We start from the raw sequence: 26,545 nt of genomic DNA, 5'->3' as shown, positions 1-26,545 counted from the left end.
GATGATTGATGACCACGTGGCGGCGAGTTGCGGGCAGAGGACGGGCGATCATGCATCAGATGCAATAATCACCGTTCAAGTTGACATAACCTACGTTATCGGCGATTAATAGAGCAGTGTCAAAGCGCGGGAATCATCAGGACATGACGACAGCAAAATAGTAGAGAATAACAACTAGTCCGACCACGCTCCGGGCCGCGAGTAAGAGCAGCCCCTCCGGCTGCGGTTATTTTCGCCCGGTAAGCAGTGTGCCTTGAATCGCCGTCCGGGGCACGGGGCCATAGTCCCTGGAATCGACCGACACGCCGCGGTTGTCGCCCAAGACGAAAACATAACCTGTAGGCACCGTCTGGGGCCCCAAGTAGGTTGCATCGATGCGACTGCGATCGATGAAGGGCTCTGAAATGGGAATGTCGTCGACATAGAGTTCCCCGTCTCGGATGGCGACGGTCTGCCCCTCTCCCGCGACGACCCTTTTAATGGTTGCGTGGCCGTCCAAGGGGCTAGTGAAGGCGATCACCACACCATTGGGGAACGTGTCCAAAGCGGCCGCAGGCTTGTACAGGAGCACGACCGCACCCGACGAGATAGTTGGTTCCATACTGTCGGAGGAAACGGTGAAAGGTTCCATCACCCACGCACGGACAGCAAGAACCACCAGGACAGGAACCAACGCCACGACCAGATAGCGGGTCCACTCCCCTGACAACGACTGCACCTTCAACCGCGTCCGCCACCGCCGGCCGCCGCCTGATGGTGTGGTCCTCAACCTACCTCGTCGTCCCACACAGCTCGGGCCGCCGTCATCGGATCGTTGGGGTCCAGATCGCCCTCCAACCGGCCCACCCGGAACTGGGCCATCATGTCGTGGTCCTCATGGGGCAGGTTGTGGCAATGCATCATGTATAGCCCCTGTTCGGGGGTGAACTTCATCAGGAGTCGGACGGTCTCGCCTTCGCCCACGTACACCACGTCCTTCGGACCGCGTTCATAGGAGAAGGCTGCCCTTCCATTGCGGCTGAGGACCTGGAAGTCGACGAGGTGGATGTGCAAGGGGTGGAACCAGCCGCCCGAACTGTTCTCGATCTCCCAGATCTCGACCGAGTTGTGCGCGGGATCGGCGATGATCTTCTTGTAGCCGCTGGTGATTACGTCCTGCCAACTGTCATCGTTGATCGTCCACATATTGGTGCTGTCATTGCGCTTGACCCGGAACCTGCGGGTCTTCACGGACTGCCCGGCCGTTAGCGACATCGCTTCGCTACCGGTCAGGGTTGTCGGGATCCGGTTCCACGTCGGGTCCGTGGTATCCACCGGCTCGTCCGTCACGTCGAACGCCATGATCTTGTTGGTGAAGTCGTAGTCCACATTGTTGTTGTTCGAGAGGTTCCGCAGTTCGATCCGCTGCCCCGTGGCGTACTTCCGAAAGTCGATCAGGACCTCGTACCGCTCCGCACCGGCATGTCGGTAGTTCGCCACGCTCTGCGCTGTCGGCATCAGACCGCCATCGGTACCGACCACCACCAAGGGCGCCCCCGTGCTGAGCGTCGGCCGCAGCGACCGGGAGATCGAAGCGTTCAGGATCCTGAAACGGTACACACGCTTCTGCACCTTCATCACGGGCCAGGGCTTCCCGTTCACCAGGATCACGTCCCCCCAGAGGCCCGAGTGGCTGTTGTCGTCATAGCCTAGAGACCCGTCCTCGGCGAACATCGCATCACTGATGGTCAGGGCGACGTCATAACGGCCCTGCGGCAACAGCTGGCGCTCGAGCGGATCGTGCATGTGGTACTGCCCGACGAGACCGAAATACACGTTCAGGGCCGTGAAATGCACACCGTGATCGTGGTACCAGAGCGTGCGCGCCGGCTGGAAATTGGGGTACCGATAATCCTTATAGAACCCGGGGCGGGTGATGTCGCTGGCATACCCGTCGTACTGCGGCAGCGACGCGGACCCGTGCAGGTGGGTCGAGGTAGTCAGGGGGTGCCCGTCGAACGGATGCTGTGCCGGCAGCTGGTTACGCATCCGCACGACTGCTTTCGTGCCCTTGTCCAGGCTGATGGTCGGGCCCGGGAACAACCCGTTGTATCCGAGGATGGGGGTAGTCAGTCGCGGCAGGATCTGGGCGGTGGCCGCCTTTTCCGTCAGCTTGTAGTAGTTGACGGGCAACCCGTCGGCCGGGTCGATGCCGGTGGAGGATGGTTGGAGCATCGGGGCCTGGACGAACGGGGCCTGGAATGGCCGCGGCATCTGGCTGGAATCGAGCCGGCTCGCCGACTTCGCCTCCACCGACCCCGCCGGCAACGTTGCAGCCCCTGCGCCAAGAACTCCGAGCCCTCCGAACAGGAGAACATTACGGCGTGAAGTTGACATTGCAGGTCTCCCTTGGTTAGTACCCCGACCATCCCGCACCCAGGTTGGAGATTCCCTGCACCCGATCCCGCTCATCCTTGAACGACCCCTAGAAACATCCATGCAAACCCCAAGAAAACAACACCCCGCACCCCGGGGATGACCGCGCTTGTCAGCCCGTGGTGTCCCACGCCCCAGGAGCCGGCCCCGTGCTTGTCACCCTCGGTGGTGTCCCGGCCCAAGGGACAATTTGCCCCCATCGGGCACTTCCAGCGTCAAGTCGATGGCCTTGTCCGGGAGCTCGAAGACGAGCACCGCATCGATAGTTTCCCCCTGGCGCGCCTGGGCGGGAGCAGGAGCGGACCAGACCGCTTTCCACGTCTCGCCGCCGAGGGCTGAGACGGCGTACTCTGCCGGGTCGAAGGACAGGCCGCTTACCTCCATCGCCGTCAGCTCCAGCAGGATGCGGACCCGGTGGAGCTCGTCACCGGGGGGACTGGCAAAGGCGGTGGAAGGTTGGGGAGGCATCCACCCGTCGGTTTCGGTTGGTATGACTCCCTGGATGCGTGCAAGCCCACCCTCGACGCTGGCAGAGCCGCCCAGAGAAGTAGGGGGTGTCCTGGGCGCGGCCATCAGGACGTTCATGACCACGGCGCCGACAAGGGCGAGCAAGAGCAATGGAATCAGGAACCTCAGGCGCCTGCGTGAGGCCCTCGGACCTTTTTTTGATGCCGCGGGTCTCGTTGGTGCTGTCGTTGCCATGTGGGCTACTGTCGCGCGGCCTGCTAGGGAATCCCTAGGGAATTCCTAGGGACCTGCGAACACCAGCGCCACCATCCTGCACTGACTCCGAAGATGTGGCGTTGATGAGCCGAGCTGCCCTACCCGGTCCCAGCATCCTGTGATGCCGCGGGGCGCCGATCACCGTGACCCCATGGGCACGGTGGCACCATAACCATCTGGCAGCCCTCGTACCTCTTGTGCATTGAGCGGTTTCAGTCCTTTGTAGCGTCCCTTGCCTCTATGCGGCCGATGCCTGGCAGGAAGCGTCCGACTCTCGCGGTGTAGTCGTCATAGGCGCCCTGATGGATGCGGTTCAGGTAGGGCTCTTCGACGAACCGGACCTGGATCTCCACCGCAAGGAACAGGCAGGCCAGAGCCGCTGCGCCGACCGGTGTGGGGACCATGAGCATGATTCCGGTCATCGCTGCGAGCATGGCGGAGAACACGGGGTTGCGGACTACGGCGAACAGGCCGGTCGTGACCAGGTCAGTGTGCTCGGTGGTGTCGACGCCGATGCGCCAGGAAGCGCCCATCCCAGTCTGGGCAGCCAGTGTGCCGACAAACCCGATGATAGTGACCTCAGTCCCGATCCAGGGAAGGCCGGGCAGTTGAGGCGGGACGACGAGGTCGGCGAGGGCCAGGGCGGGGCCGGCAGCACCGAGCACGATGGCTGCAATGAAGAGAACGCCACCCCACCATTCGATGGACCCGGGCATCCCGCTGATGCCGCGGAAGCCCGTGGACCCGGTTTTCCGCCAGTGCATCCAGGACCGTACCCCGAAGGCGGTGATGACACCGACCGTATAGAGACCCAGGGCGAGAAGCGATGCTGTCTGCGTTGACACGATCAGCCTCAATTCCATCGAACACGAGGGTTAGCACGATCCTAGATAGGCGCCGGGACACTCATAGGATCCTTAGGTGAAGACGTGGAGGAAGCGGAAGAACACCGAGGCCGCGACGGCGATGTAGGTCAGGACGATGATCGGTCCGATCCAGGCTGCGAGCCCGCGGGTGAGAGCAGCGGGTGCCGGGATGACACCTTGGGCCATGTTCCGGACGGTGGTGAGGATGAACAGTGGGATCATGGCTGCCCACACGATCATGCAGTAGAGGCAGAGGATGTAGATGTCGAACAGGGCCTGGCTCCACAGCCAGGTCGCAAACACCGCACCGAGTGTGACACCTACCTGCAAGCCCGCCCAGTACCAGCGGGTGAAGCGGGCGCTGGCAAGCAAGGCCATGCCGGTGGTGATGATGATGGTGAAGCCGACGAGACCGATGAAGGGGTTCGGGAAGCCGAAGAGTTCAGATTGCCAGGTGTCCATAACCTGCCCGCAGGACACCCACGGGTTGATGTCGCAACTGGTGACATGGTCCGGGTTCCGGTACAGCTCGAGCTTTTCGAGGATCAGGATCCCCGCGGCAACCCATCCGATGACACCAGTGACCACGAGCATGACACCGAAGGGAATCCTGCGTGCGAACCCGGGCATCGAGGCCACGTCGTCCTGAGCGGGTTCCTGGATCGAGGAAACATCGTCTGCGGTCGGGTGAGACATGGTGGGTGGTCTTTCGCCGGGAATTGTGATCAGTCCGCGATGGCGGTTTCAATGAGACTGCGGAATTCCTCAAGCGTGGACGGCTGGATTTTCTCGCCATCGAGGAAGAAGGTGGGGGTGCCCTCGACGTTCAGCGCCATGCCGTCCGCCTTGTCGACGTCGACCCGCTCCATTGTTGCTGGGTCGGCGATCGCCGCGTCGTAGGCCGCCATGTCCAGGCCGAGGTCTTCGGCGTAACCGCGGAATACCGGTGACCGGTCCTCATCGGCCTCGCCCCACTCGGTCTGTGTCTCATACATGCGGGCGTGCATGTCCTTGAACTTGCCCTGCTGCGCTGCGGCCTCGACGGCGGCGGCCGCGGTTTCTGAGTTCCGGTGCCCGGGCAGCGGGAAGTACCGGGAGACGACGGTCAGGTTCTCCCCGTATTCCTCGGAGAGGTCCTCCACGACCGGATACGCGGCGAGACACGCTTCGCATTCGAAGTCGAGGAACTCGACCAGGACGGCTTTCTCGTCCGGTGCCTGGGACAGGCGGTGGCTGTCCCCGCGCACGACCTCGGCCGTGGTGGCCGTGCCGGCAGCCTGTCCCTCATCCTCGCCAAGAGTGTTGAAAAGGACCACCAAGCCGATGACGAGAGCGACAGCGGCGAGCAGGCCGACCATGACCCGGTTCTGCAGGCTCAGCCCCTTCTTCGCGTCAGGGGTCGTGGGTGGAGCGGGGGCGGGGGTCGGCACGGGGGTGTCTCCTCGTCATGGAACTGCAGGGAACTATGTGGTCGTGCTCATTCCCCGCCGGGTGCAGGGAATTACTGGTGAATCAGGTGGAGCTGGGGTAGGTCGGGGCTTACTGGGGTGTTCTAGTCGTGCGTGCAGCAGGTACAGGACCCCTTCGCGGGCGTCGATGCCGCCTCTGCTACCGGACGTGCCGTGGTTCTTGCCGCGGCATCCGGTCCTGCGGATCGGGCTGTCAGCGTCAAGGGCCCAGCTGCCTCGGGAATGATCACCGCTGCAGCGGTCAAGGTTCCTGAAGTGGTAGAGCGTGTCGGGGTGTCGGGGCTGCAGCACGGGTCCGTGCCGCCGCCGGGCGCACTCTCACAGGTGTCAACGCTCTCATCGGCGTCGAGGTTTCCGAACGATGGTGCGCAGCAGGAGTCGCCCTTCCACGCTTCGCGGCCTTCCTTGATCGCGACGGCGGCGATGACGAGGGCGGCGATCGGGTCGGCCCAGGACCAGCCAAGGGTGCTGTTGAGCAACAGGCCCACCAGCAGGACACCGGACAGGTAGGTGCAGAGCAGGGTCTGCTTCGAGTCGGCCACGGCAGAGCGGGAGCCCAGTTCGCGTCCGGCGCGGCGCTGCGCCCAGGACAGGAACGGCATGACCGCCAAGCTGACCGCGGCAAGGATGATCCCGACCAGGGAATGCTGGGGGTCGGACGCGCCGAGCAGGGTCCGAACGGCATCGAAAGTCACGAACGCTGCGAGCCCAAAGAACGAGAACGCGATCAGGCGCAGCGCGGTCTTCTCGCGGGCTTCCGGGTCCCGGCCGGCGAACTGCCACGCCACGGCCGCGGCGGAAAGGACCTCGACAATCGAGTCCAATCCGAAGCCGATCAGAGCGCTCGAGGATGCGATCGTGCCGGCACTGATCGCGACGACCGCTTCGATCACGTTGTAGGTGATCGTCGCTGCCACGAAAAGCCGAACCCGCCGCGACAGGATGGCCCGCCGCTCCACGGTCGGCGCAGAGCGCGTTGGCTGTACCGATGCGGGTGAGGTGTGGGTGCTCATCAGCAGCAGGCCTTCCCGGTGACGTGATTTGCTGTGGTGGTGCAGCAGCATTCGGCATCAGCGACCGCGACGACGTCCAACAGAGCAGTCAACGCGACGCCCAGCTTCTGATCGGCCAGCTCATATCGGACCCGACGACCTTCAGGAACAGCGACAACCAGCCCGCAGCCCCGCAGGCAGGTCAGATGATTCGACAGGCTCTGCCTGCTCACGCCAGCCAATTCCGCCAAGTCGCTGGGGTATGCCGGGCCCTCCCGCAGGGTCAGGAGAACCTGCGCCCGGGTCGAATCCGATAGGGCGTACCCGAACTTCGCGAGCACGGCTGGCTGCAGTAAGGTCTTCACCCCCCAAATAATACACTGTCATATGTACTGATGAAGGGCGGGGAATGGGGTGCGTCGGTGGCTCCCCTTCTGGTCTGTGCGGCGCCGGTCGCGCAGGCATGCCGCCCTGCTGCGCCGCCCCCTCGGTGCGCCTTGCGCCGACGTGCAGAACCGAAACGGACGGGATTGGACTGGGCTGTGCCGTAGTGCGGGCGGTCCGCACCGCGTTCCGGAACGAAGAGACTGCATCGGCCCAGCAAGGTGGTGACGGTAATGAGTGGCGGTAATGTCAGCAGGGCATGAATGAGTGATGGTGACGGGAAAGGACGGCGGCATGCAGGTGACTGCGGCAGCACGCCTTGTCCGGTCCATCATCGTGACGTCCTGCATGATGTCCCTCGCGCTCGGCGCGCACCTGGTGGGTGGAAGCTCCCTCCCCCCGTGGCCCCTGCTCGTCGGACTGACAATGTTCGCCCTGATGCCCATTGCTTTCCTGGCCGGACGACGGCTCTCTCTTCCCGTCCTGAGCGGCCTGCTCGTGAGCGGGCAGGTCCTTCTGCACCATGTTTTCGAGATGCTCTCCAGCCCGGCAGCCTGCGCACCCCAGGGCGTGCATGGTGCCGGGACGGATCACGCGGCCGTGATGATGCAGTGCCCTCCCGTCGGGTCCACGTCCGAGCATCTTGTCCCGCATCTGGTCGACAGCGGCGCGGCGCCGATCATGGTGATCGGACACCTGCTGGCCGTCCTCGTCATGGTGTGGATCCTCTCCCGCGGTGAGAATGCTTTCTGGTCACTCCTTGCCTGGCTGCGCCCCCTGATCGGATTGCCCTCCCCGGAACCGGTGACTGGGCGGCCACAGCTGCCCGAATACGCCGAACGACCCATCACTCCCCCCGCCCGACGCAATGTGCCTGCCGATGTGCGACGAGGACCTCCGGAAATCATGCCCCGGAAAATGGCGCTCGGCTGATCCTTCGCGCACGCATGTGCTGGATCGGTTGCCTGTGCAACCCCTACAATCCATCCCTGCTCAGCGCCCGCGACCCACCTGTCGCAGAGGCCCACGAAAGGCACACCCCATGCTTGCTGCACACAGCACGCCCCCGCCCATCGGCCCGTCATCCGATGGCACCGCTCCTGCCCACACTGCCCGCACGGCCCGCCGGACTCTCCGCGGTATCGCCGCTTTCGCTGCCACGTCGGGCTTGCTGCTCGCCGGTGCCGGCGCCGCGTCCGCCCATATAAGCGTCGACCCGACCTCGACAACGGAAGGCGGCTACTCCCAGCTGACGTTCAGCGTCCCCAGCGAATCGACCGACACCACTACAAACATGATCGAGGTCGCGCTTCCCACCGACACGCTCTTCACCTCCGTCCGCGTGAAACCCGTCGAGGGATGGACCTCTGAAGTGATTCGGGGCGATCTGCCCGAGCCGGTCGAAGTTGACGGGGCGACGCTGACCGAGGCGCCGCTGACCGTGATCTGGACAGCCACGGACGGGGAGCACCAGCTCAACGCCCAGCAGTACCAGACGTTCTCGCTCTCTGTGGGGACACTGCCCGAGGCTGGCACCACGGTAGAACTTCCCGTCACGCAGTCCTACGCGGATGGGACCGTCCGCGTCTGGGACGAACCGGCCGTCGATGGCGAGGAGGAACCAGAAAACCCGGCTCCCTCTTTCGTCACGACTGCATTCGATGGCACGGACTCCCACGGAGCGGCCAGCACCGAAGCCACCGATAAAGCTGTGGCGGGCATCAGCCAGGTCGGCACCGAACAGGCCTCCACCATGACCGACACCTCGGGCACCACCCTCGGCTGGATCGGCCTGGGCGCCGGCGTCCTGGGGCTCCTCGTTGGCGCGCTGGCATTGGCCCGCACCCGCGGTCGGCGCCAGAACTAACAACGCGAGACACCAGGGTGGGGTGCCGCTCCCACGTCACCCCACCCTGATGTCGCCCGGAAGGAACAGTCATGACAGCACAAGCACACACCACCCCTCTCCACCAGGTCTCCGCCTCCACCTCGACGTCCCCCTCCACCTCTGAAATCCGCTCGACCGCTCAGCGTTCACGGAGGCTTTTCGCACGGATAGCAGCCCTGATGGTGGCCTCGGCCTCGCTGCTGATGGGACCGGTCGGTGCGGCGACCGCGCACGATGAGCTCACCGCCAGTTCCCCCACAGCCGACGCGACCGTTGACGTGGCTCCCACCGAAGTCGTTCTCACCTTCACCAACCCGCCCTCGGGCATCGGAGTGGATATCATCGTCTCCGACAGCACGGGCCTTGCCTGGTCAGAAGGCCCCACCCGGGTTGTGAACAACACGGCAACTCAGGCCCTGAAATCGGGTGCACCGGCCGGTACCTACACAGTGCAATGGAGGGTTGTATCTTCCGACGACCACCCCATTGAAGGGACTTACTCCTTCACGAGCAACACCGCCCAACCAGGAGCTGCAGACAGCGCCGAACCAACGGGTGGGCCAAGCGTTTCAGGCGCAGAGACCGAAGACGGCACGTCCGCGTCACCACAGGCCGCCGACCCTACCGGTTCCTCGGCCGGGCTGCCGGACTTCGTCATCTACCTAGCCATTGGCGGCGTCCTGATCGCAGCCGTCCTGGCGCTGCTCACGCGGCGCCGTCTGAACCAAGGATAGACATTTCACATACCTGATCGCTGGCGCCTGCTCCCGTCCCACCCTTGGTATGGAAGCGGGAAGCAGGCGTCAGAGGCATCTCCCAAACATCCGTATGCAGCACCTCCCCACCCGTATCACTGCCTGAAGGTCACTCCCCCTGTGAATATCGAAATTCTCTTCGCCCAGACCGACCCTGACATGGTGGAGCTCCGACAACGGACCGAACGGTCCCTGGCAGACCTCGCGCCCTACGCCGATATCACCCTCGTGAGTACCGGCGCCCGGAAACGCCCGTCTAGGCCTGTTGCGCAGAACCTGCCCGCACTCCTTATCGACGGCACGATCGTTCCGGCAGATTCCTCACAAGCGCCTGCGTCTGCCGCCCCGGCTGATATGACCAGTTCGCATGTCCACAGCTCGTCCATCCCCGAGCGTCCGATCCCAAGTCAGCAGCAAATCACCGCGCGTCTTGCCCAAGCGCTGCTTACCGCCGGCCCGGGGGCAATCAGGCTGCCTCTGGTGCACCGCAGGGTCGTTGCCATCGCACTGCTGCTCATGCTCGTAGGTGCGCTGTCATCACAGTTGATTGCAGTCGGTCAGGTGCTCACCTTCACCGGACTGCTTTTGTTGCCTGTCGGGTTGGCGACCAATGGCACGCGGTCCCACCGGCAACCACTGATGCTCTTAGCCGCCACAGCCGCGTTCGCCAGCGCGGTCCTTCTTTTGGGGTACTTCGGGCCGTTGCTCTTGAGCGGCACGGACTCCGTCGAGCCTCCCGCCTCTGCTCTTTTCTACGCCGCGCTGGTGTGCCTGGGCCTCGCCTGGGTGGCCGCCCTCGCCGCGCTTCTGGCACGCCGGCGTCTACGGCAGCAGCTCAAGAATCGACTGCTGCGACAGGTTACCGACCAATCCGGAATGGCGGCTGAAGGATGATTCGGCACCTCACCTTGTTATCATCGTTACTTAACGATATAAACGTTGCATGGCGATAAATTATGACCAGCACCAGCACCAGCACGAGGATGTGGCCCGTATCTTCCGGGCACTGTCCGAGCCTTCCCGGCTGACGCTCATCCACTGCCTCGCTGACGGACCGCACCGGGTGGGTGAGCTGTCGGCGCACCTCGGTCTGGCGCAATCGACCGTCTCGGCGCATCTGGCGCTGCTCAAGGACGCAGGGCTGGTTGCGGCAACTCCCGATGGTCGAGCGACCCTGTACCGGCTGGCCCATCCCGGCCTCGATGATCTTCTGCACGCCGGTGAACGCCTCGTCACCCCGGGGGCGCCGGATGCGCACCACCAGGGACACCACGACGATCCGTTGGTGGCCGTCACGGACACCACGTCTATGGGGCGCCGGTCAGCAGGAGAAACCGCTCTTCCGGGTTCTGTGGTGTCGGCATGAGTGCCGGGCATGGTGGTCACTCCGGACATGCCGGTCATGATGACCGGGGTGCTGGCGGCGGTACTGGCGGAAGCGCCGGCAATGGTGACGGCAAAAATGGCGGGCATGGGCACTCGCATGGACTGACCGTGGGAGGCGCCCATCGGGGCCGGCTCGTCGCTGCCCTGGCTATCACGCTCTCGGTGATGCTGATCGAGGTGGTGGGCGCTGTAGTGTCCGGGTCTTTGGCCCTGTTGGCTGACGCCGGACACATGCTCAGTGATTCCTTCGGCCTGGCGATTGCTATTTTCGCGACTTGGCTTGCGGCCCGCCCGGCGACGGAACGACGGACCTTCGGGTGGAAGCGGGTAGAGGTCCTCGCGGCTCTCGTCAACGGCCTCGTCGTCGGCGTCATCGGCGTTTTGATGCTGATTGAAGGGACGAAGCGTTTCCTGACGCCCGTGGAAGTCGACGCCCCCATCATGCTCATCGCGGCGGCTCTGGGTCTGATCGCGAACTTCTTCGCCCTGCGGCTGCTCATGGGAGGGCAGAAGGAAAGCCTCAATGTCCGCGGCGCGTACCTCGAGGTCCTGGGCGACATGCTCGGATCCATTGCTGTCATCGTCGCGGCCCTGGTCATCGGGCTCACCGGGTTCGCGCGCGCCGATGGCCTGGCAAGCATCACCATCGGCATCCTGATCCTTCCCCGAGCCTATAGCCTGCTCAAGGCTGTAGTTCTGGTGCTCCTGGAGGCGACACCGGAGGAAACAGATCTCGCCGAGGTACGTCGACACATGGAAGAAGTATCCGGCGTCGTCCTTGTGGATGACCTGCACGCCTGGACGATCACCTCAGGCCTGCCAGCGTTGACCGCCCACGTGCAGATCGATTCTGAAGCGTTCACCAGCGGCCGCGCCGAACGGATTCTGACGGAGCTCAACGCCTGCATCAGCGAACATTTCGATATCCGACACTCCACCCTGCAACTCGAGCCGGCCACAGGCCGCCACGACCACTGCTAGACACCGCAGGAAGCGGTTCCTCGTTCAGCGGGCGGTCGTGCCCGAGGACTGTCGGACCCAGATCCGCTGTGCGTCCGGGATGCTCAGGCGCACCGCAGGACGTGCGCCGGACGGTTCGGCCAAAATGGTGAGGTCATACTCGCTTCGTTCGTGCACGGTGACGGTGCTGCCCGGGCGGATATTGTTAGCCGCCAACAGCCGCAGCAGTTCCGGTTTCCTGTCGTCGATACGCAGCACGGTGCCCTGCCGGGCGGGTTCGAGATGTTCGAGCAGTACGAACGCCAACACCGGCGCGTTGCCGAACGCGTCAGGGATAGGGTCACCATGCGGATCATGGGTGGGATGCCCCAGACGCTCATCGATCGCGCTGAGGAGGCGGTCCGAGACGGAATGCTCGAGGAGTTCGGCTTCATCATGAACCTCGTCCCAGGAGTAACCGAGATCCCGGACAAGCCAGGTCTCGATAAGCCGATGCCGCCGCACCACAGCAATCGCGCGGGAGGTCCCCTCCTCTGTGAGGTTCAGAGGCCCGTACGGAACGTGGTCAACGAGCCCAAGAGCAGCAAGCTTTTTCACCATGCCGGTCACCGACGCCGGAGCGACCGCCAGCTTCGATGCCAACGCGGAAGGAGTGATGGGCTCGTCCTGCCACTCCGTGTGCTGATAAATGGTCTTGAGGTAATCCTCGACCGCCGCGTTAGGCAGGGTTCCTTGGCGCTGTGTCGTCATTAGTAAACAGGTTCCATGTCGTGAGCTGTCGGGGGCTTGGGCGGACTGTCAGTGGACTGCTGTTGGCCGGTCCTTGGCTGCAGATGAGAGCCTGCCGCCGCACCCAACAGGCTACAGGGGGTGCATCCGGCCTGTTTCAGCGGTCCGATCGTCGACGTGCGATCCGAGCTCCCACCCATCAGGGGCGCCAGCCACACTGCATCAGGACCGGTCCAGGCCGGAGGCTACCCGGGCGGCGGAACGCCCCGGGTTTCACAATGTGGTGCCGATCTCTGTGGTGCCAATCTCGCGGCGGGGTTATCCGCTACCCGGTGAAGACCAGGTAGAGCAGTGTCAGATTCAGTGTCACCAGCAGGGCTGCGACCACGGCGCCGACCAGGGTCGTCCACCACCTGTTCTGGTGATCTCCCATCACCTCGGTGCGCGTACCGAGGTAGACCAGGGGAATCAGGGCGAAGGAAATGCCGAACGAGAGCACTACCTGACTGAGGATCAGCGCCTGCGTCGGGTCGACCCCGAAGGCAAGGATCAGCAGAGCTGGAATGAGGGTAATGATGCGCCGGGTGGTCAGGGGAATCCTCACCCGCAGCAGCCCGTGCATGATCTCCGCTCCCGCATACGCGCCGACGGAGCTCGAGGCCAAACCCGAGGCGAGCAACCCGATCGCAAAAAGCGTCGCGATGACAGGTCCGAGGACCTCGGCGATCGCTCCATGGGCGCCCTCCAGCGTGCCCGTGTCGTCGCGGCCCTGCAGGGACGTGGCAGCCAGGAGCAGGATGGCGAGGTTGACCGCGCCCGCAATGGTCAAGGCGATGGTGACATCCCAGCGGGTGGCGCTCAGCAACCGTGGCACCGCCGACTGGGGGCGCCGTGGAAAACGGTCGCGTGCCAACGCTGAATGTGCGTAGATCGCATGCGGCATGATCGTGGCACCGAGGATCGACGCGGCCAGGAGGACGGACTGGCTGCCGTCAAAGGCCGGCAGGAGACCAATTGCGACGTCGGTCGGTTCCGGTGGGCTGAGGAACACTCCCGCCGAGAAGCCGATCGCGACGATGAACATCATCGAGATGATGAGCCGTTCAAAGACCTGCTGCCTGCCGTGGCCCTGGAGCTGCAGGACCGCGAGGGACACCACCCCGGTGATCAGCCCGCCGACCACAAGGGGAAGATCGAACAGGATGTTCAGGGCGATCGCTCCGCCGAGGATCTCGGCGATGTCCGTCGCCATGGCGACCAACTCGGCCTGCAACCAAAACCCGCGTCGCGCCCAGCGTGAGCCGATCCGCTCCCCCAGTATCTCCGGGAGGCTCTTGCCGGTGACGATGCCGAGCTTCGCGGAGAGGTACTGCACGAGCCAGGCCATGACGTTACCGAGGATGACCACCCAGACCAGCAGGAACCCGTAGATCGCCCCGGCGGTCATGTTGCTCGCGACGTTTCCTGGATCGAGGTAGGCGACACCGGCCACCAGGGCGGGCCCCAGCAGCCATATCGTCCTGCCTCCATTGAGGGGTGCCTCTGGGAAAGGACCGGCCTCGAGGGACTCCCCGGAGGGAATCGGTGTGGAACGTTGCCGGAACATGACCCGACGCTAGCAGTTTTAGCCGTGCCTAAAAAGGGTTTGGCGCGGGAAAACTTTTTCCTTACCGGTACTCGTCGTTCCTTGCTTCCGTTCGATCAGGGAGCCCTTGTCGGTTCCACAAATCGCACCACTGGCCCGCCAGGCAAGATGTTCTCCTGGAGAGGATGGACCCCTGGGTCAGGAGCAGGTGGTCCTGTCGATTGTGATGTTCAGGTCATGGGGCACGGAGAATTCTCGGCCTGGTGATGAGAATTCGACGATGACATCGTCGGCTGTGCCACGCTGTGCATTATCTTCAAGCGCCACGGACACCACAATGTTGATGTGCTTGTCCGGTTCGAATTGGTACCCGACGGCCGGTACTGGTTCGACCGTGAACGTACTTGGTTCGGAGGCGGTGGGCGTAGGGGCCGGGGCGCCATGGGCTGCTGGCGCGTGCTCGCTTGGTCCGGCAGCGGGCGCACCGTGATTTCCATGACCCTCGCGGTTGGCCGGGGCAATCATGGCGCTGACCTGCGTTAGCCCCTGAGCATCGCCGAGGCTTATGTCGTCAAAGGTGAAGGTCTCAAGCGTGGGATTGTGCAACATGATCGTGTACTGGAGGAAGCTGTCCTTTGGTTGCACACCGCACAATGTGGCGCCGTCGACCCCAATGTTCAGCGGATCGTCGTCGAGATCCTCGCTAATGAAGGATGCCGCGGACTCCCCTGCAGTATTGCCTGGTGTGCCTTCCGCGCCTGAAGCATCAGCGGCCCGCTGATCTTCTGACTGACCACTATTGACGTTCAGAGGATTCTGTTCCACCGCACCGCACCCGGTGAGTCCTCCGGCCAGAACGAGCCCTGCAACGAACCAGCGCAAGGGAGTGTGCTGTGCTTCCATGATGCGTCACACGCCTTGAGGGTAGCCGGGGCCCATGGAGCTGCCATGGGTACTTTCTCGTGTGATTCGAAGCACTCTGCCTGAAGGCTTGGTCTTGCTCATGACTGTCACCCTGGTCAACCCTCTTGAAGGATCACGAATGAGTCCGCGACTGCGCGGAGTGGTGAGGCAGAAAAAGCGCCGGACGTCGGTAGCGGAGGAAGCCGCGCACCGTCGTCCGGCGCTATGGATTGTGTGTTTGCACGCAACCCACATCACTCGCACATGAGGATGATGCTGACAATACAGCCTCTTTCTAGGTCGGGGCTGTGAATCACGGCACCGGCTGGCTGTGTCAACCGGCCGATCCTCGTGACAATGGTCCTCCCCCTACTCCTTAAACCCTCGAGCTGCAAAAGACGGACAGAACTTGCCACGCACAGGCCTATGCTCAACCAAACGGGCGGTCGGGCCGTGCGTGACCCTTCGAGGAAACTGAAAGAACGTACCCGCAACAGGAGGCAGGCCATCAGCTCGAGCGACAGCGATGCCCGTGACGCCAGTGACGTGGCGCCGTCCTCGCTTCGCCGACGAATGGGCGATCTGCTCATCAAGGTTGCGGAGCACGACGAAGTGGCCTTCGCCGACCTCCTAACCCTGATGGGTCCCCGGGTGGACACCCTGTGCACCCGGATGGTGCTCAATGAGCAGGTCGGCCGCGAAATCACCCAGGACGTCTTCCTCGAAATCTGGCAGAAGGCACACACCTTCGATGGTGCCCTGGGAAATCCGGACACGTGGGTCACGATGATTGCCTTACGTCGTGCAACGGACCGCGCCCGGTCCGAAGACCGGGCAAAAAGGCATGAAATGGACTACCTCACCCGCATGTACACCAGGGACTACGACCACACCTCCGAGACAGCCCTGGACCTAGTCGAGCAGCAGCGGGTCGGAGCATCACTGCAGCACCTCTCCCCCGCACAAGCCCATGCCATCACCCTGGCGTTCTATGAGGGGCTCACCTACGGACAGGTCGCGGCCCAGCTCGGCATCCCCCTGGCCACGGTGAAAAGCCGGATCAGGGACGCCCTGATTATCTTGCGCAGAATTCCCTCTCTCTCGGGTCTCCCCGCTGCACCTCCTAACCTCACTTATCCATCCATCCATGCGCCCCAACCGCACGGCCGCGCGGGCCGGAAAAAAATAATCACCCCGCGTAGCAATCCGAATCCCTAAGTGGGTCGAATCACAGCTAGACGTGCCCGCCAGGGTACGCGCTCACCGCACAGCGAAGGATCTACCTCATGAACAAGAAAATGCGGCTTCTTGCAGTCCCGACCCTCGCCCTTGGCGTCGTTGCCATGGCAGGGGCCCCCGCCATGGCCGCCGATGCGTCCTACTCATCGACGCTGGGCCAGCTCAACGGCACCACGGGCACCGGAACCGTCACCGTTGATGTGCAGGGCACCACCGCCACCGTTAACCTCCAGGTCAACGGTCTCGCCGAGACCTTCATGGACGGCCCCTACCCGCACGTCCAGCACATCCACGGCCTCGCCCTGGGTACCTGCCCGACCTCCGCTGACGACGCAAACGGCGACGGCATCGTGAGCGTCACCGAAGGTGCCGGCAAGTACGGTGGAATCCAGTCGACGCTGACCACCAGCGGTGCCACCGGACCTGAGGAAGGCCTCAACCTCGCACTTGGCGGCCAGGGTGGAAGCTACACCATCCAGCGCAGCTTCGAAATCAACCAGGGCACCCAGGACGCCCTTGAAGCCGGCACCGCCGTCGTCGTCGTCCACGGCCTTGACCCCGCAACCGCCGGTGTCTCCGAGGAAGTCTTCAACTCCCCCAGCGACCTCGACCCCAAGCTCCCCCTCGGCGCCACCTCGCCGGCCCTCTGTGGAAACCTCGCAGCCCAGATGGGCGAAATGCCTTCCGGTGGCGCTGACACCGGCGTCGCACAGGACACCGGCAGCAACGTGGGCATGCTCGCCCTCGGTGGCGGCCTCGTCCTCGCCGTCGCAGCCGGCGGAACCTACGTCGTTCGCCGCCGCGTAGCCGACCAGGCATAACCTCCAAGCACAACGAACTGATCGGACAACATCCACATCATGATTAGTTCACCCAGCGACCGCCGTAGAAACCTTCTGGTTTCCACGGCGGTCGCCGCTTTAATTCTGACCGGATGCGGAACCAACACCGCCTCCGAAGGAACTCCCGCCGCGCCGCTCACAGCCACGGCAAGTCCATCCACTGCTGCGTCCACCCCGTCGGCGGCGCCCAGTGCCGCCCCGTCTGCAGCGGCCACACCGTCTGAAGCCGCACCTACCGCCGCCGCGCCGGCGCAACCGCCGGTGCTACCAGCGTCCAATCCCACATCCTTCTCGATCCCTGCCATCGGTGCTGGATCTGACCTCCTTCACCTTGGCCTGCGCGAGAACGGTTCGCTCGAGGTCCCACCAGACGGACCAGGCGCACCAGCGAGCTGGTACAACCAGTCCCCCACCCCAGGAGAACGCGGACCGGCCGTCCTGCTCGGACACGTCAATGCCACCGACGCCGGCCCCGGAGTGTTCGCCAATCTGCGCGCCCTCAAACCCGGTGACATCATCGAAATCACCCGAGAAGACGGCACGACAGCACGCTTCGCCGTCGACCGCGGCGAACAGTACCCCAAAGACAACTTCCCCACCCTGAAGGTCTACGGGAACACCAAAGGCTCCGAGCTGCGGCTGATCACCTGCGACGGATACGACCCTGCCACCGGACTCTTCGACGACAACTACGTGGTCTACGCCAAACGCGTCTGACATCCTCGGCGCCAAGCAGGCGCTCGACGCCGTACAACACCGCCCATCCCTCCCGTGCCTGTCCCTACTGTGCGCTGCGCCCACCGCGCTTGCCCTGCCCGTTATCGCGCCGAGCCAGGCAGGGCCGGTGTGCTTGGCTCGAGGCGCTCCTGCAACCGACACAACCATCCGAGCGAAATAGTCCACGGTACGATGTATTTGATGTGCCGGGATGGCACCATCTCGGGGCGGGACGCTCCGATAGACGACCCGTCCGGCGTCGGCGAACAGGTACACCCGTTCCAAACCGTCGGACGTGACAGGATCGGCACCTTTTCATGAACCCCTGGTTTGCAGCAATGATCCCCCTGGCCATCATCGTGGTGCTGGGTTTCATTGCCTTTTTCATCGGTTTCAAGGGCTACCTGTCGAACGATCGTGACGAGACCGATCGGGCTCCCGAGCCGTCGCCCACTGCAGGGAACGCCCCCGCCCCCCGGGCAGCGTCGGGTCCGAGCACGAGTGAACGAGCCAGACAACAGAATGTCCTGCGACATGCGATCGTCGCCAGCGACCGACTGGTATCGCGTGCTTCCCACGAGCGCGCGGTCCTGGTGCAATTCATCGACCTGTACACGCCCGGCACGATCTCCGTGCAGGAGTTCCTCTCCAACCTCCGCACGGACTACTCCCGACGCGTCACCTTCGTCGCACGCCACCTGCCCACGAACGACCAGGCGTACCTGGGTGCCACAGCCCTGGAAGCAGCCGACCGTCAGGGCTGCTTCCTTCCCTTCCTGGAAGCGATCACGCTGGGCCCGGACGCCCAGGAACTCCCCCGCATGCACACCCGCGTCACCACGGACACCTATCTGGCCGTTGCCCGTGAGCTCGGACTCGACAGCAAACGGTTCGAAGCCGACATGCGAAGCTCCGACGTGCAGTCACTCATCGAGGCCGACCGGCTGGAAGCGGCACGCGTCGGCGTGACCCGAGCCCCCGCACTGATCCTCCTCGATGACCAGAACCAGAATGCATTGACGTCACTCGACGACTTCCGCGAAGCTGTTCGACTCGTCGCAAGCTGACACTCCCGGGTCCCACGTGGAATCACCCCACGAAGGACCTAAACGGCGAGAGGTACTGCGCCAACCGCACTGCCAGCAGGTCGACGTCTGTTATCGTCGCCGATCCTGACGCTCGGAGCGTTGCCTGAGCTGCTCAAGGTAAGCGTTATACGCATCGAGCTCCGGAGTTCCCTCCCGATTGTGCTTCCGGTCAGTGGCCCGAGAGGTCACCGTGTCGTCGCGTTGCCAGCGCACCATGATGATCAACAGCATCAGCACCGACGGCAGCTCCCCGTAGGACCAGGCCAGGCCACCGGCGATGCCCTGGTCGGTCATCGGATCGACATCCCACCCTGCGGGTAATGTGCCGAAAAAGTCGACGACAGGGGTGGTCGCCATCATCAGGACGACGCCGAAGAACGCGTGCAGCGGCATTTCGGCGAAGATGTCGAGGAACCGGCCGAAGTGGGACTGCTTCACCGGCAGCGGGTCCGTGGATAACACGGGGACGGTAAAGAGCACCCCGGAAATCAGGAACAGCAGTTCCAAGGTGATGTGCCCGTACCAGGAGGGCAACATTGCGTCGGCGATACCGCTCAAATAGACACCATAGAAGCTGACGAGGAACACCGGGATCATGAATGCCGGGTGGAGGGCGATCCGGGCGGATCTCGAGCGCAAGCCTGCGTGGGCGAGCCGGAGGACAGATCGCCCGAGTCCACGGTGTGGCGTTGCACGCAGCAACAGGGTACCGGGGCGGCCCAGGACCAGAAGCGGGGGAACGGCCATCATGAGGGTCAGCTGCTGGAACATGAAGACGGAGAACATGCGAAGCCCGTAGCCCTCAACTCCTGCGCCCATCGTGATCATGATGATGATGCAGCCCGCCAGGAAGATCGCCGTCCGCCAGAGAGGCCAGGAACGGCCCATCGACCACAGGCGGATCGCGCCTGCCAGGTACAGCACACCCAGTACCAGGGCGATCGCGGGAATCAGCGGAATTGGTTGCAGGGTCGGCGCCAGGTAGGTTGCCCACGAGGGCGGGGCCTCCGGTATCCAGACGGGTCCACTGACCCACGGATCATTCACTGATGTACAACCATCCCAACTTCATGATCTCGCCACAGTCCCGCTTATCTACACTTATGGGTCACATGCGGCACTGGATGTCCCCTGTAGCCCCGAAAAAATGGAAGCAGGCACCTAACGAGCCATGCCAGCAGTCCGTGCCGGACCTCCAACACGGACCAATATCCTATCAGGGAGCGACGAGAGGGCAGTACAAAGACGAGCGGGCAATGAAATAGCGGTAAGCCCCCTCGTCCAACGGGATCAGCGCTATCTCAGCTTGAGGGCAACCACTTCCCCAAGGGGTGAAGTTAGCAGGCGACACGCACGAAGGTCGATCCGGCAAGGTCGGACAAGGGGGTGCTCCATCATGAGGTTCACACCATTCATGCCACTGCTGATGAACTTGCCGCCACCGACATAGATCGCGACGCGACCAGGACGAATCACGAGGTCACTGGGGCGCCGACGACAATGCAGTCCTGAATGGAGCCGATCTGGGAGTAGACCGAAGCCACAAGAGCCGCGCCGACACCGCTAGCGGGAACATTCGGTGCTCCGGGAGTTGCCGGGGGCGAATCGGGGCGACAGCGGCCGACCCCACGCCCCCATTTCTATGGAACTTTCGGATGACGAAGCCGCCATAATTGCGGATGCCGTTAACCGGAAGTTGCAGGCACTTGCGGATGGTAAGACTGCACGGAAGCGTGATCAGGTCCGCGATGCCATCAAGCAAGGATCTGCAAGCGCCGGATCACACCGAAAACGGTAGAGGTGTCGATCGATCGCACTCCAACGGGACTCGATGTGGACGCTGTTCAAGGTGCGGCACTAATTGGTAAACGCTGCATCTTTGGTGAACTACGTGGAAAGGCCGTTTCGACGGTGGCGCTACCGGTTCTCGTGTCCAAGCGCTGCTTCATTGGAGATAAGCGCTGAAACGGACTCCTTGCGAGGATGCTAGAGGAAGTTCCTGCTTGTCAGCCTAAATCGGTTAACTGCTTAGCGACCGGAGGAAATGGATGGTCGTTGCCCTAGCAGGCAATTCAAGGACTGATGCCGTGGTTGCTGACCCCCAGAGTCTCCAATACCTCTCGTCATTCTTACCCCACCGCCTTGAGCGCTTAAGACGGTGGAGTAAAAGCCTGAATCGCCCCGGGTTTGATGGAGGCTCGGTTCACTTGCTTCCGGCCCCGGTGGGGACGTTGGTAAGACTGTAGGCCTCCGTGGACTCGTGCGCCCAATGGTTGTTCTCGAACTCCACCGGTGGGATCAGCCCGATTTCGCCGTGGAGGCGCCGATGGTTGAACCAGTCAATGTATTCAGCGACAGCGATTTCAAGGTCACTGACGGTTTTCCAGCCGCCTTTGGGCCGCATGATCGGGTTGCGGATGCACTCAGCTTTGAAGAGCGAGTTGAATGCCTCGGCCATGGCGTTGTCGTAGGAATCGCCCTTGGATCCAACGGAAGCGACCGCTTCGGCTTCGGCAAGCCGTTCGGTGTAGCGAATCGCACGATATTGCACTCCACGATCGGAATGATGCGTCAGACCCGCAACGCTTTGTCGGGCTCTTTGACGGTTCCAGAACCCCATCTCGAGGGCGTCCAGGGCCAGATCGGTTCGCAGAGAGGTCGATACCTGCCAGCCGACGACGAGGCGGCTGAAGACATCGATGATGAACGCGGCGTAGACCCACCCCGAGTGTGTCCGGATGTAGGTCAGATCCGCCACCCATAACTGGTTCGGGGCTGCAGCAACGAACTGCCGCTCGACCAGGTCCGCCGGCCGCGGTGTTTCCGCGCCCGCGACGAGGGTCGTCTTGCGGGTCTTCTCCCGGCTGATCCCACGCAAGCCGCCGGCTCGCATCAATCGCTCCACGGTGCACCGGGCGACAGGGTGGCCTTCCCTGTTCATCTGCGCCCAGACCTTCCGGGCACCATAAACACCAATATTGTCCTGGTGCACTTTGGTGATGACCGGCATCAGTTCCGCATCCCGCACCGCACGCGCTGAGAGCGGCCGGCTCTTCGCGGCGTAGTAACTGCTCGGGGCGATCTCGACGCCTGCTGAGCGCAGGACCTCGATGACCGGCTCGACCCCGAGTGGTTTGCCCTCCACGACACGATCACGGTGGGCATCAATGTAGCCAGTAACTACTTCAGTTGGCGGTCGAGCTCCGCCGCGGCGAAAAAAGCCGACGCTGTCCGCAGTATCTCGTTGGCCCGCTTCAGTTCCCTGACTTCGCTCTCAAGCTTCGCGATCCGCTCGGCCTCCGCACTCGTGGTGCCCGCCCGAACCCCGTTATCGACCTCAGCCTGTCGAACCCACTTACGCAGCGTCATCGGGTGCATCCCCAATTGCTTCGCTACCCGCTCCACCGCACCAACGCGGGAGTCCGGATCACGCCGCAGCTCGACCGCCATCCGGGTCGCCCGCTGACGCAACTCATCGCTGTACTTCGTCGCCATAACTCTCATCCTCCATGGGTTGAGAGCCTCCACTAAACCCGGGGCGATTCAGCCGGTCGAGCCGTGTTTCTAGGCGGCATATGCCTGTCGCCCGCAGGTATTCGCTGCTAAGTCTTAGCGATCCTGACCGTTCGCTCAGCTCATCCAGTGCGTTTGGTACTCCGAGTGGTGCTTCCACGAGAGAGCCATCAACTCGAGGATTTTGCGCGTGCAGTCCTGCTCCCCCGCGTCTTCCCCTGCCTCTTGGTGGTTCCGGTGGATGCTTTGCACGTGGGCAACCAGACGCTGCTTCGCGACACAGTCCGCAATGACCTTCTGCGGGTTGTGGTTCACAATATGGCACGCTAGCGGGTCCATCAGCAGTTCATGCCCAGCCACGTCCAGTGGCCGATCGACGTCAGCCACGTGCCGGGTTTTGACGTGGGCTCCGAGGATGCCACCGACACCGGGATCGTGCAGTGCCTGATAGTCGAGGTCGTAATCCTCACCCACGCGGGCGAGGACGAAGGCAGCCAACTCGTCCATCCGCCGAGCCTACGGGTGGATGCTGGGACTACGCAGGGAATGAAGACAAGCCGCTACACCTGTCGTCGCATCGTTGCGTTGGGATGGTGAAAGCTCGCCCACTGGCGGACAACTTTGAGCCCGCTCCTGCCGCGCTCCACCCGCACGCAGGTGAATTACCCGCAACATTCCTTCGAACCTATGATCAAATTTCCCAATAAATAGACCTGCCTCGAGTTTCCGATCTGAACGACGATCGCCGGGTATAAGGAGAATTGGCCACGACAGCGCAACCGATCAACATCACCAACCTCTGCTCGCGCTGTGCCGGCCCTTCCGGCTTCTACTCCGGAGCTCGGCTAACCACGACAAGCCGTTCGATGTCCTCAGGCCTGCGCTTTTCCTCGAACAGATTGCCAGCGCTGGTTGGCTCCTTCAACCCGGCCTGCGGCCACCGAGACACCGGCACTGGTCGTTCCGCAACAGCACTTAAGGTTGGCGCTGCTTGACTAAGCCAAGTGGGTCTCGTGCCACCGCACAGATTTCTATCCCCTGTAGAATTGCGGCTGGCGGACAGCCCCTGATCCGCTGGAAAGCTTCGAAAGTGGTGTGTGTGTTTCCTACCCTCAGCCTGGCCGCAGCGACGACACCGTCGGGTGACCCGACATTGAAACCGGGTCTGGACCCGGCGTCGGTGACCCCCGGCACGCTCGGCTTCCTGTCGACTCTTTTCATCGTCGTGCTGGTAATTCTCCTGATTCGAGACATGACCAGGCGCATCCGGCGGGTCCGGTACGCGGCCGAGGTGCAGCAGACCCGGACGCAGCGCGAAATGCAATCCACAAGCGAAAGTCTGCCCGCTGAGTCCGGTGAGAGGCCGGATCCCCTGCCCGGCGCAGACGCTACTGATCCTCCCGTGCCCGGTGGTAAACACGGCCCAAACAACCGCTGAGCCCGGGAGGGAGAAGAGCAACCGCCCGTCGGACCAAGTCGATCCGACTGAACGGTCCCCCGCAACCAACCAACTCAGAAGTGCTTAAAGCCAGCTCACCGCGGTCACCCGCAGGCTCAAGGAAGGCGACGACTGCAAGGACGTCATCACTCAGTTCGCTGCAGTATCCAGGCCCTCGATCAGGCAGAATCCGCTCTCATCGCTGGTGATCTCAAGCAGCACATCGTCTGCTTTGTCCTTACGCCCTGTCTGGCCGGAGCTCGGCGAAACCGTGCGAGGACGCTACGTGCGCGCTGCTCGGGAGAGCGGCGGATCCCGAAGATTAGGCCTCTGAGGCTTTCCAGCGGCGGGCAACCATGAAGGAGCGGATTCCGAGCACTACGTAAACGATCAGCAGGACGAAGGTGATCGTGCTCGTAATCACAGCTGCAGGCCGCTCCGCCTCGCCGGCGAGGAGTGCGCCCAGCTGCATGACGTTCATCGTGGTACCGAGGATTCCAAGCACTGCCACGACCAAAGCGATGTGGACGCCAAGCTTCAGATTCTTCAGTCCGACTATGCCGGAGACCAGGATAACGGCTCCCAGGATGGCCGGAATCAACGCCGTCCAGCTGACGAATGCAGTCGCGATGTACGAGATGAGGCCGAGGACGATGAGGACGCCGCCGAGTCCGATGGTGATGCGAGGCATGCCGCTCCTTGAGCAGAGGGGGGCTGAGAGTTTCTTCTACACAGTGTAGTAGACACCGTGGCCCTGCCAGCGTTGTGGCGAAGTCAAGAAAGCGCTCCTGCGGAGAGCCATGCGCATCTGACTGCACGAGCATCGGCGCATCAGATATCTAAAATGCCCACGTGACAAAGGCCTGCTTACAACAGGTCATTGAGCACCGGGGTAGTAGAACGTTCTTTCATGGTGGACCTAGCACTCCCTTCCTGCATCAGGCAGACCCTCAGCACACCATCTAGCGCTGCCCTTCCTAGTCGAGCCTAGTCTTGCAGCATCAGGCCGCTCTCTAACCTGTAGCCTTGGAGGAAGCAGTCAAGGCCTCTTTTGTGCAGACGCAGCGCACTCAAGACGAGCCTAGTGGCCGGACCCGAAACGACCCGCAGGACCGACAGCTTTGCCGGCCGCTGTGCCCGGCGATCATTCTCGACCGTGCCCCGTCCCGGTATTCAGTGGCAACACTTTGGATTGGAGATTACGATGCAACCCACAACGGGAAAGCTGCTTGCCATCCCCGAGGTTCCGTCGCAGGTCCACAACCCTCCGGTGCCCTACGAGTTTCCCTACGCGGGCCGGTAGTGATGCCGAGGCTGGTGCTCGAACGACCCCTTCAAGTCCTTGTGGCCTTGTTTTTCCCCGTGATCGTTGCAGCTGGTGCGGTCCGGGCTGTGACGTCTTCGTTATTTCTTTGGATCGAATACCACCGCCCCGGTTTCCCCGCAGACAGTTATGGCTTCTCGACCGAGGAGCGCATGGTTTATGGCTCCTACACGCTGAATTATGTTCTGAACTTCGCACCTGCCGAATACCTGGGCGGACTTGTGAACGCCGAGGGAGACAAGCTTTTCCTTGCACGGGAAGTGGGACACATGACGGACGTCAAGGGCGTTCTCTCGGCCTCCTTCCTGATCGGCCTTATCATGTTCATGGTCAGCATCGCGGCATGTGTGTACTTGGCGAGATGTTCAAAAGGAGCGGTCCGCAGTGCCCTGTTCTCTGGAGCGGTGCTCACGTTAGTTCTTATCGTGGCCTTGACTATCTCCGCGATCCTGGGTTGGGAAGCTTTTTTCACGCAAGTCCATGCCTTGTTCTTCGCTGCCGGAACGTGGACCTTTCGTCTGGATGACACGTTGATCAGGCTTTTCCCCGAGCAGTTCTGGACCGACGCGGCTATTTCGGTCGCAGGCATCGTGCTACTCGTCACTACTCTCACCGTCGCTCTCGGCTGGCCTGTCGCGTCCCGTCGCCAGGGCGAAACTGAAGGGCGCCCGGTAGCGCATACAAAATGAACCACTAACTAGGCCGAGCCCTTTCGCGCTTCTCATGTAGTCAGTGGGTATGCGTGGGGACTGAAAATGCTTTTCGAATCGATATTCAGCCCTGTAGACCCACGAGTTAAGGGGCGCCTGAGCGTCTGGTAACACAACATTTTGGGCGCACTGGATAGTTACTGTACCCCTGTCGACACAGACACGGTGCAGCCCAATGGGCACTTACGCACGGTGGGAAATGCCAGTGGTCATGTAGGCGCCACGGGGCGATGGTCGTTTTCTTCAGGTAGCGGGGGTAGGAACCCGGAACCGCCATTTACGATGATCGCGTGAGTCAAATCCTTAGTGCGGACTTGATACGTCTGGAGCATCCAAAGCTTCGGCGTCCGTCCGAGCAGTAGCTTCGGCTTCACGCTCTGCCCGGTCTACCTGAAAAAGTGCCCGCATCACAAGATAGAAAATGGTACCAACGGCTGCCGACGGCAGCAGAACAGCGACGTATTCCATGCCCTAATACTACGGAGCAAGAACCCCCGGAGCAGGAACCCTGCAATGACGGCCCGACGCTGGGGGGGGCGGCGAGCACGGCGGGCATCCCCTTCACGAGCAGCTCACCGAGGCGCTTGGAGCCCGCGGAGTCCTTGGTGGTGAGGTGCAG

The 26,545-nt window shown here is 62.8% G+C and carries 26 protein-coding genes, 1 pseudogene and 1 other annotated feature; of the genes and pseudogenes, 12 read left to right on the top strand and 15 right to left on the bottom strand.

All coding sequences use genetic code 11. From position 1 onward, the window contains the following. Positions 1-226: 226 nt before the first annotated feature. The 8 genes and pseudogenes from lepB to CXQ96_RS16695 all read right to left on the bottom strand — a co-directional run bounded on the left by lepB (position 227) and on the right by CXQ96_RS16695 (position 6,830). Positions 227-709, bottom strand: a complete 483-nt coding sequence (gene lepB / locus CXQ96_RS16730) for a signal peptidase I (RefSeq protein WP_104119137.1) — start codon at positions 707-709, stop codon at positions 227-229. 56 nt (positions 710-765) lie between these two features. Continuing rightward, a complete protein-coding gene (locus CXQ96_RS16725) occupies positions 766-2,376 on the bottom strand; it encodes a multicopper oxidase family protein (protein ID WP_104119132.1) in 1,611 nt (536 codons plus the stop codon). Positions 2,377-2,571: 195 nt separating this feature from the next. Beyond that, a complete protein-coding gene (locus CXQ96_RS16720) occupies positions 2,572-2,883 on the bottom strand; it encodes a hypothetical protein (RefSeq protein ID WP_181036524.1) in 312 nt (103 codons plus the stop codon). Positions 2,884-3,350: 467 nt separating this feature from the next. Then, positions 3,351-3,983, bottom strand: coding sequence for an isoprenylcysteine carboxylmethyltransferase family protein (locus CXQ96_RS16715; protein ID WP_104119136.1), 633 nt, complete (start codon positions 3,981-3,983; stop codon positions 3,351-3,353). A 72-nt stretch (positions 3,984-4,055) separates the two neighbouring features. Further along, positions 4,056-4,634 carry a vitamin K epoxide reductase family protein gene (locus CXQ96_RS16710; protein WP_219816162.1) on the bottom strand — a complete coding sequence of 193 codons (579 nt, stop codon included), beginning with the start codon at positions 4,632-4,634 and terminating at the stop codon, positions 4,056-4,058. Positions 4,635-4,729: 95 nt separating this feature from the next. After that, positions 4,730-5,434, bottom strand: coding sequence for a DsbA family protein (locus tag CXQ96_RS16705; protein ID WP_258059170.1), 705 nt, complete (start codon positions 5,432-5,434; stop codon positions 4,730-4,732). A gap of 401 nt (positions 5,435-5,835) precedes the next feature. Next, positions 5,836-6,486, bottom strand: a pseudogene (locus tag CXQ96_RS16700) (cation transporter); the annotation flags it as partial. Further along, positions 6,486-6,830, bottom strand: coding sequence for a helix-turn-helix transcriptional regulator (locus tag CXQ96_RS16695; RefSeq protein ID WP_104119128.1), 345 nt, complete (start codon positions 6,828-6,830; stop codon positions 6,486-6,488). The gene CXQ96_RS16695 and the pseudogene CXQ96_RS16700, both read right to left, overlap by 1 nt. Positions 6,831-7,122: 292 nt before the next feature. On the opposite strand from CXQ96_RS16695, the gene CXQ96_RS16690 reads away from it, so the two are divergent. From CXQ96_RS16690 to CXQ96_RS16665, 6 genes are all read left to right on the top strand, one after another. Further along, positions 7,123-7,782, top strand: coding sequence for a hypothetical protein (locus CXQ96_RS16690; RefSeq protein WP_181036522.1), 660 nt, complete (start codon positions 7,123-7,125; stop codon positions 7,780-7,782). Positions 7,783-7,891: 109 nt separating this feature from the next. Beyond that, on the top strand, positions 7,892-8,716 hold the full coding sequence (locus CXQ96_RS16685) for a YcnI family protein (protein WP_104119126.1): 825 nt from the start codon (positions 7,892-7,894) through the stop codon (positions 8,714-8,716). 71 nt (positions 8,717-8,787) lie between these two features. Continuing rightward, a complete protein-coding gene (locus CXQ96_RS16680; protein ID WP_104119125.1) occupies positions 8,788-9,471 on the top strand; it encodes a copper resistance CopC family protein in 684 nt (227 codons plus the stop codon). 141 nt (positions 9,472-9,612) lie between these two features. Next, on the top strand, positions 9,613-10,386 hold the full coding sequence (locus CXQ96_RS16675) for a hypothetical protein (protein WP_104119124.1): 774 nt from the start codon (positions 9,613-9,615) through the stop codon (positions 10,384-10,386). A gap of 49 nt (positions 10,387-10,435) precedes the next feature. Beyond that, positions 10,436-10,858, top strand: a complete 423-nt coding sequence (locus CXQ96_RS16670; RefSeq protein ID WP_104119123.1) for a helix-turn-helix transcriptional regulator — start codon at positions 10,436-10,438, stop codon at positions 10,856-10,858. A gap of 128 nt (positions 10,859-10,986) precedes the next feature. Beyond that, positions 10,987-11,859: a cation diffusion facilitator family transporter gene (locus tag CXQ96_RS16665; RefSeq protein WP_258059169.1), complete on the top strand. Its 873-nt coding sequence runs from the start codon at positions 10,987-10,989 to the stop codon at positions 11,857-11,859. A 24-nt stretch (positions 11,860-11,883) separates the two neighbouring features. Here CXQ96_RS16665 and CXQ96_RS16660 read toward each other — a convergent pair whose 3' ends face one another. From CXQ96_RS16660 to CXQ96_RS16650, 3 genes are all read right to left on the bottom strand, one after another. After that, positions 11,884-12,588, bottom strand: a complete 705-nt coding sequence (locus CXQ96_RS16660) for a metal-dependent transcriptional regulator (protein ID WP_258059168.1) — start codon at positions 12,586-12,588, stop codon at positions 11,884-11,886. A 304-nt stretch (positions 12,589-12,892) separates the two neighbouring features. Next, positions 12,893-14,173 carry an Nramp family divalent metal transporter gene (locus tag CXQ96_RS16655; protein WP_104119121.1) on the bottom strand — a complete coding sequence of 427 codons (1,281 nt, stop codon included), beginning with the start codon at positions 14,171-14,173 and terminating at the stop codon, positions 12,893-12,895. Between the two features lie 177 nt (positions 14,174-14,350). Continuing rightward, positions 14,351-15,055 (bottom strand): hypothetical protein, encoded by a 705-nt coding sequence (locus CXQ96_RS16650; RefSeq protein WP_133083282.1) that lies wholly within the window; start codon positions 15,053-15,055, stop codon positions 14,351-14,353. A gap of 573 nt (positions 15,056-15,628) precedes the next feature. Here CXQ96_RS16650 and CXQ96_RS16645 point away from each other — a divergent pair. The 4 genes from CXQ96_RS16645 to CXQ96_RS16630 all read left to right on the top strand — a co-directional run bounded on the left by CXQ96_RS16645 (position 15,629) and on the right by CXQ96_RS16630 (position 18,920). Next, positions 15,629-16,273, top strand: a complete 645-nt coding sequence (locus tag CXQ96_RS16645) for a sigma-70 family RNA polymerase sigma factor (protein WP_181036521.1) — start codon at positions 15,629-15,631, stop codon at positions 16,271-16,273. 68 nt (positions 16,274-16,341) lie between these two features. Continuing rightward, positions 16,342-17,115, top strand: a complete 774-nt coding sequence (locus CXQ96_RS16640) for a CHRD domain-containing protein (RefSeq protein WP_104119118.1) — start codon at positions 16,342-16,344, stop codon at positions 17,113-17,115. A 39-nt stretch (positions 17,116-17,154) separates the two neighbouring features. Further along, complete coding sequence (locus CXQ96_RS16635) at positions 17,155-17,853, top strand: class F sortase (protein ID WP_104119117.1); 699 nt, start codon at positions 17,155-17,157, stop codon at positions 17,851-17,853. A 317-nt stretch (positions 17,854-18,170) separates the two neighbouring features. Further along, a complete protein-coding gene (locus CXQ96_RS16630; protein WP_104119116.1) occupies positions 18,171-18,920 on the top strand; it encodes a thioredoxin domain-containing protein in 750 nt (249 codons plus the stop codon). 90 nt (positions 18,921-19,010) lie between these two features. On the opposite strand, the gene CXQ96_RS16625 is transcribed toward CXQ96_RS16630, so the two are convergent. The 3 genes from CXQ96_RS16625 to CXQ96_RS16615 all read right to left on the bottom strand — a co-directional run bounded on the left by CXQ96_RS16625 (position 19,011) and on the right by CXQ96_RS16615 (position 22,961). Next, positions 19,011-19,988: a cytochrome c oxidase assembly protein gene (locus CXQ96_RS16625; RefSeq protein WP_104119115.1), complete on the bottom strand. Its 978-nt coding sequence runs from the start codon at positions 19,986-19,988 to the stop codon at positions 19,011-19,013. A 1,156-nt stretch (positions 19,989-21,144) separates the two neighbouring features. Beyond that, a protein-coding gene (locus CXQ96_RS16620) for an IS3 family transposase (RefSeq protein WP_104119114.1) occupies positions 21,145-22,445 on the bottom strand; the annotation gives its coding sequence in 2 pieces (ribosomal slippage) (positions 21,145-22,163 and positions 22,163-22,445; 1,302 coding nt in all). After that, positions 22,015-22,164: a sequence feature (AL1L pseudoknot), on the bottom strand. Its footprint overlaps the gene before it by 150 nt. Before the next feature lie 126 nt (positions 22,446-22,571). Beyond that, on the bottom strand, positions 22,572-22,961 hold the full coding sequence (locus CXQ96_RS16615) for a DUF6221 family protein (protein WP_104119113.1): 390 nt from the start codon (positions 22,959-22,961) through the stop codon (positions 22,572-22,574). Positions 22,962-23,553: 592 nt separating this feature from the next. On the opposite strand from CXQ96_RS16615, the gene CXQ96_RS16610 reads away from it, so the two are divergent. After that, positions 23,554-23,892: a hypothetical protein gene (locus CXQ96_RS16610; protein WP_181036520.1), complete on the top strand. Its 339-nt coding sequence runs from the start codon at positions 23,554-23,556 to the stop codon at positions 23,890-23,892. Between the two features lie 322 nt (positions 23,893-24,214). Here CXQ96_RS16610 and CXQ96_RS16605 read toward each other — a convergent pair whose 3' ends face one another. After that, complete coding sequence (locus tag CXQ96_RS16605) at positions 24,215-24,583, bottom strand: hypothetical protein (RefSeq protein ID WP_104119112.1); 369 nt, start codon at positions 24,581-24,583, stop codon at positions 24,215-24,217. A 614-nt stretch (positions 24,584-25,197) separates the two neighbouring features. Between CXQ96_RS16605 and CXQ96_RS16600 the strand changes: the two genes are divergently transcribed. After that, a complete protein-coding gene (locus CXQ96_RS16600; protein WP_104119133.1) occupies positions 25,198-25,905 on the top strand; it encodes a TIGR01906 family membrane protein in 708 nt (235 codons plus the stop codon). The last annotated feature ends 640 nt before the right edge of the window (positions 25,906-26,545 follow it).

Origin of the sequence: Arthrobacter sp. B1805 (genome assembly GCF_002929745.1) — a bacterium.
Lineage (GTDB): Bacteria > Actinomycetota > Actinomycetes > Actinomycetales > Micrococcaceae > Arthrobacter_D.
Note: the sequence above shows the minus strand (reverse complement) of the source record. Positions and strands in the feature narration are given on the sequence as shown.

What these genes read in the sequence shown, in the direction of transcription:
- CXQ96_RS16630 (WP_104119116.1), top strand. Translation starts at nt 18,171, where the DNA reads ATGAACCCCTGGTTTGCAGCAATGATCCCCCTGGCCATCATCGTGGTG.
- CXQ96_RS16615 (WP_104119113.1), bottom strand. Translation starts at nt 22,961, where the DNA reads ATGGACGAGTTGGCTGCCTTCGTCCTCGCCCGCGTGGGTGAGGATTAC.
- CXQ96_RS16655 (WP_104119121.1), bottom strand. Translation starts at nt 14,173, where the DNA reads ATGTTCCGGCAACGTTCCACACCGATTCCCTCCGGGGAGTCCCTCGAG.
- CXQ96_RS16605 (WP_104119112.1), bottom strand. Translation starts at nt 24,583, where the DNA reads ATGCCTCGCATCACCATCGGACTCGGCGGCGTCCTCATCGTCCTCGGC.
- CXQ96_RS16635 (WP_104119117.1), top strand. Translation starts at nt 17,155, where the DNA reads ATGATTAGTTCACCCAGCGACCGCCGTAGAAACCTTCTGGTTTCCACG.
- CXQ96_RS16650 (WP_133083282.1), bottom strand. Translation starts at nt 15,055, where the DNA reads ATGGAAGCACAGCACACTCCCTTGCGCTGGTTCGTTGCAGGGCTCGTT.
- CXQ96_RS16680 (WP_104119125.1), top strand. Translation starts at nt 8,788, where the DNA reads ATGACAGCACAAGCACACACCACCCCTCTCCACCAGGTCTCCGCCTCC.
- CXQ96_RS16670 (WP_104119123.1), top strand. Translation starts at nt 10,436, where the DNA reads ATGGCGATAAATTATGACCAGCACCAGCACCAGCACGAGGATGTGGCC.
- CXQ96_RS16685 (WP_104119126.1), top strand. Translation starts at nt 7,892, where the DNA reads ATGCTTGCTGCACACAGCACGCCCCCGCCCATCGGCCCGTCATCCGAT.
- CXQ96_RS16640 (WP_104119118.1), top strand. Translation starts at nt 16,342, where the DNA reads ATGAACAAGAAAATGCGGCTTCTTGCAGTCCCGACCCTCGCCCTTGGC.
- CXQ96_RS16645 (WP_181036521.1), top strand. Translation starts at nt 15,629, where the DNA reads ATGGGCGATCTGCTCATCAAGGTTGCGGAGCACGACGAAGTGGCCTTC.
- CXQ96_RS16725 (WP_104119132.1), bottom strand. Translation starts at nt 2,376, where the DNA reads ATGTCAACTTCACGCCGTAATGTTCTCCTGTTCGGAGGGCTCGGAGTT.
- CXQ96_RS16720 (WP_181036524.1), bottom strand. Translation starts at nt 2,883, where the DNA reads ATGCCTCCCCAACCTTCCACCGCCTTTGCCAGTCCCCCCGGTGACGAG.
- CXQ96_RS16600 (WP_104119133.1), top strand. Translation starts at nt 25,198, where the DNA reads ATGCCGAGGCTGGTGCTCGAACGACCCCTTCAAGTCCTTGTGGCCTTG.
- CXQ96_RS16660 (WP_258059168.1), bottom strand. Translation starts at nt 12,588, where the DNA reads ATGACGACACAGCGCCAAGGAACCCTGCCTAACGCGGCGGTCGAGGAT.
- CXQ96_RS16710 (WP_219816162.1), bottom strand. Translation starts at nt 4,634, where the DNA reads ATGCCCGGGTTCGCACGCAGGATTCCCTTCGGTGTCATGCTCGTGGTC.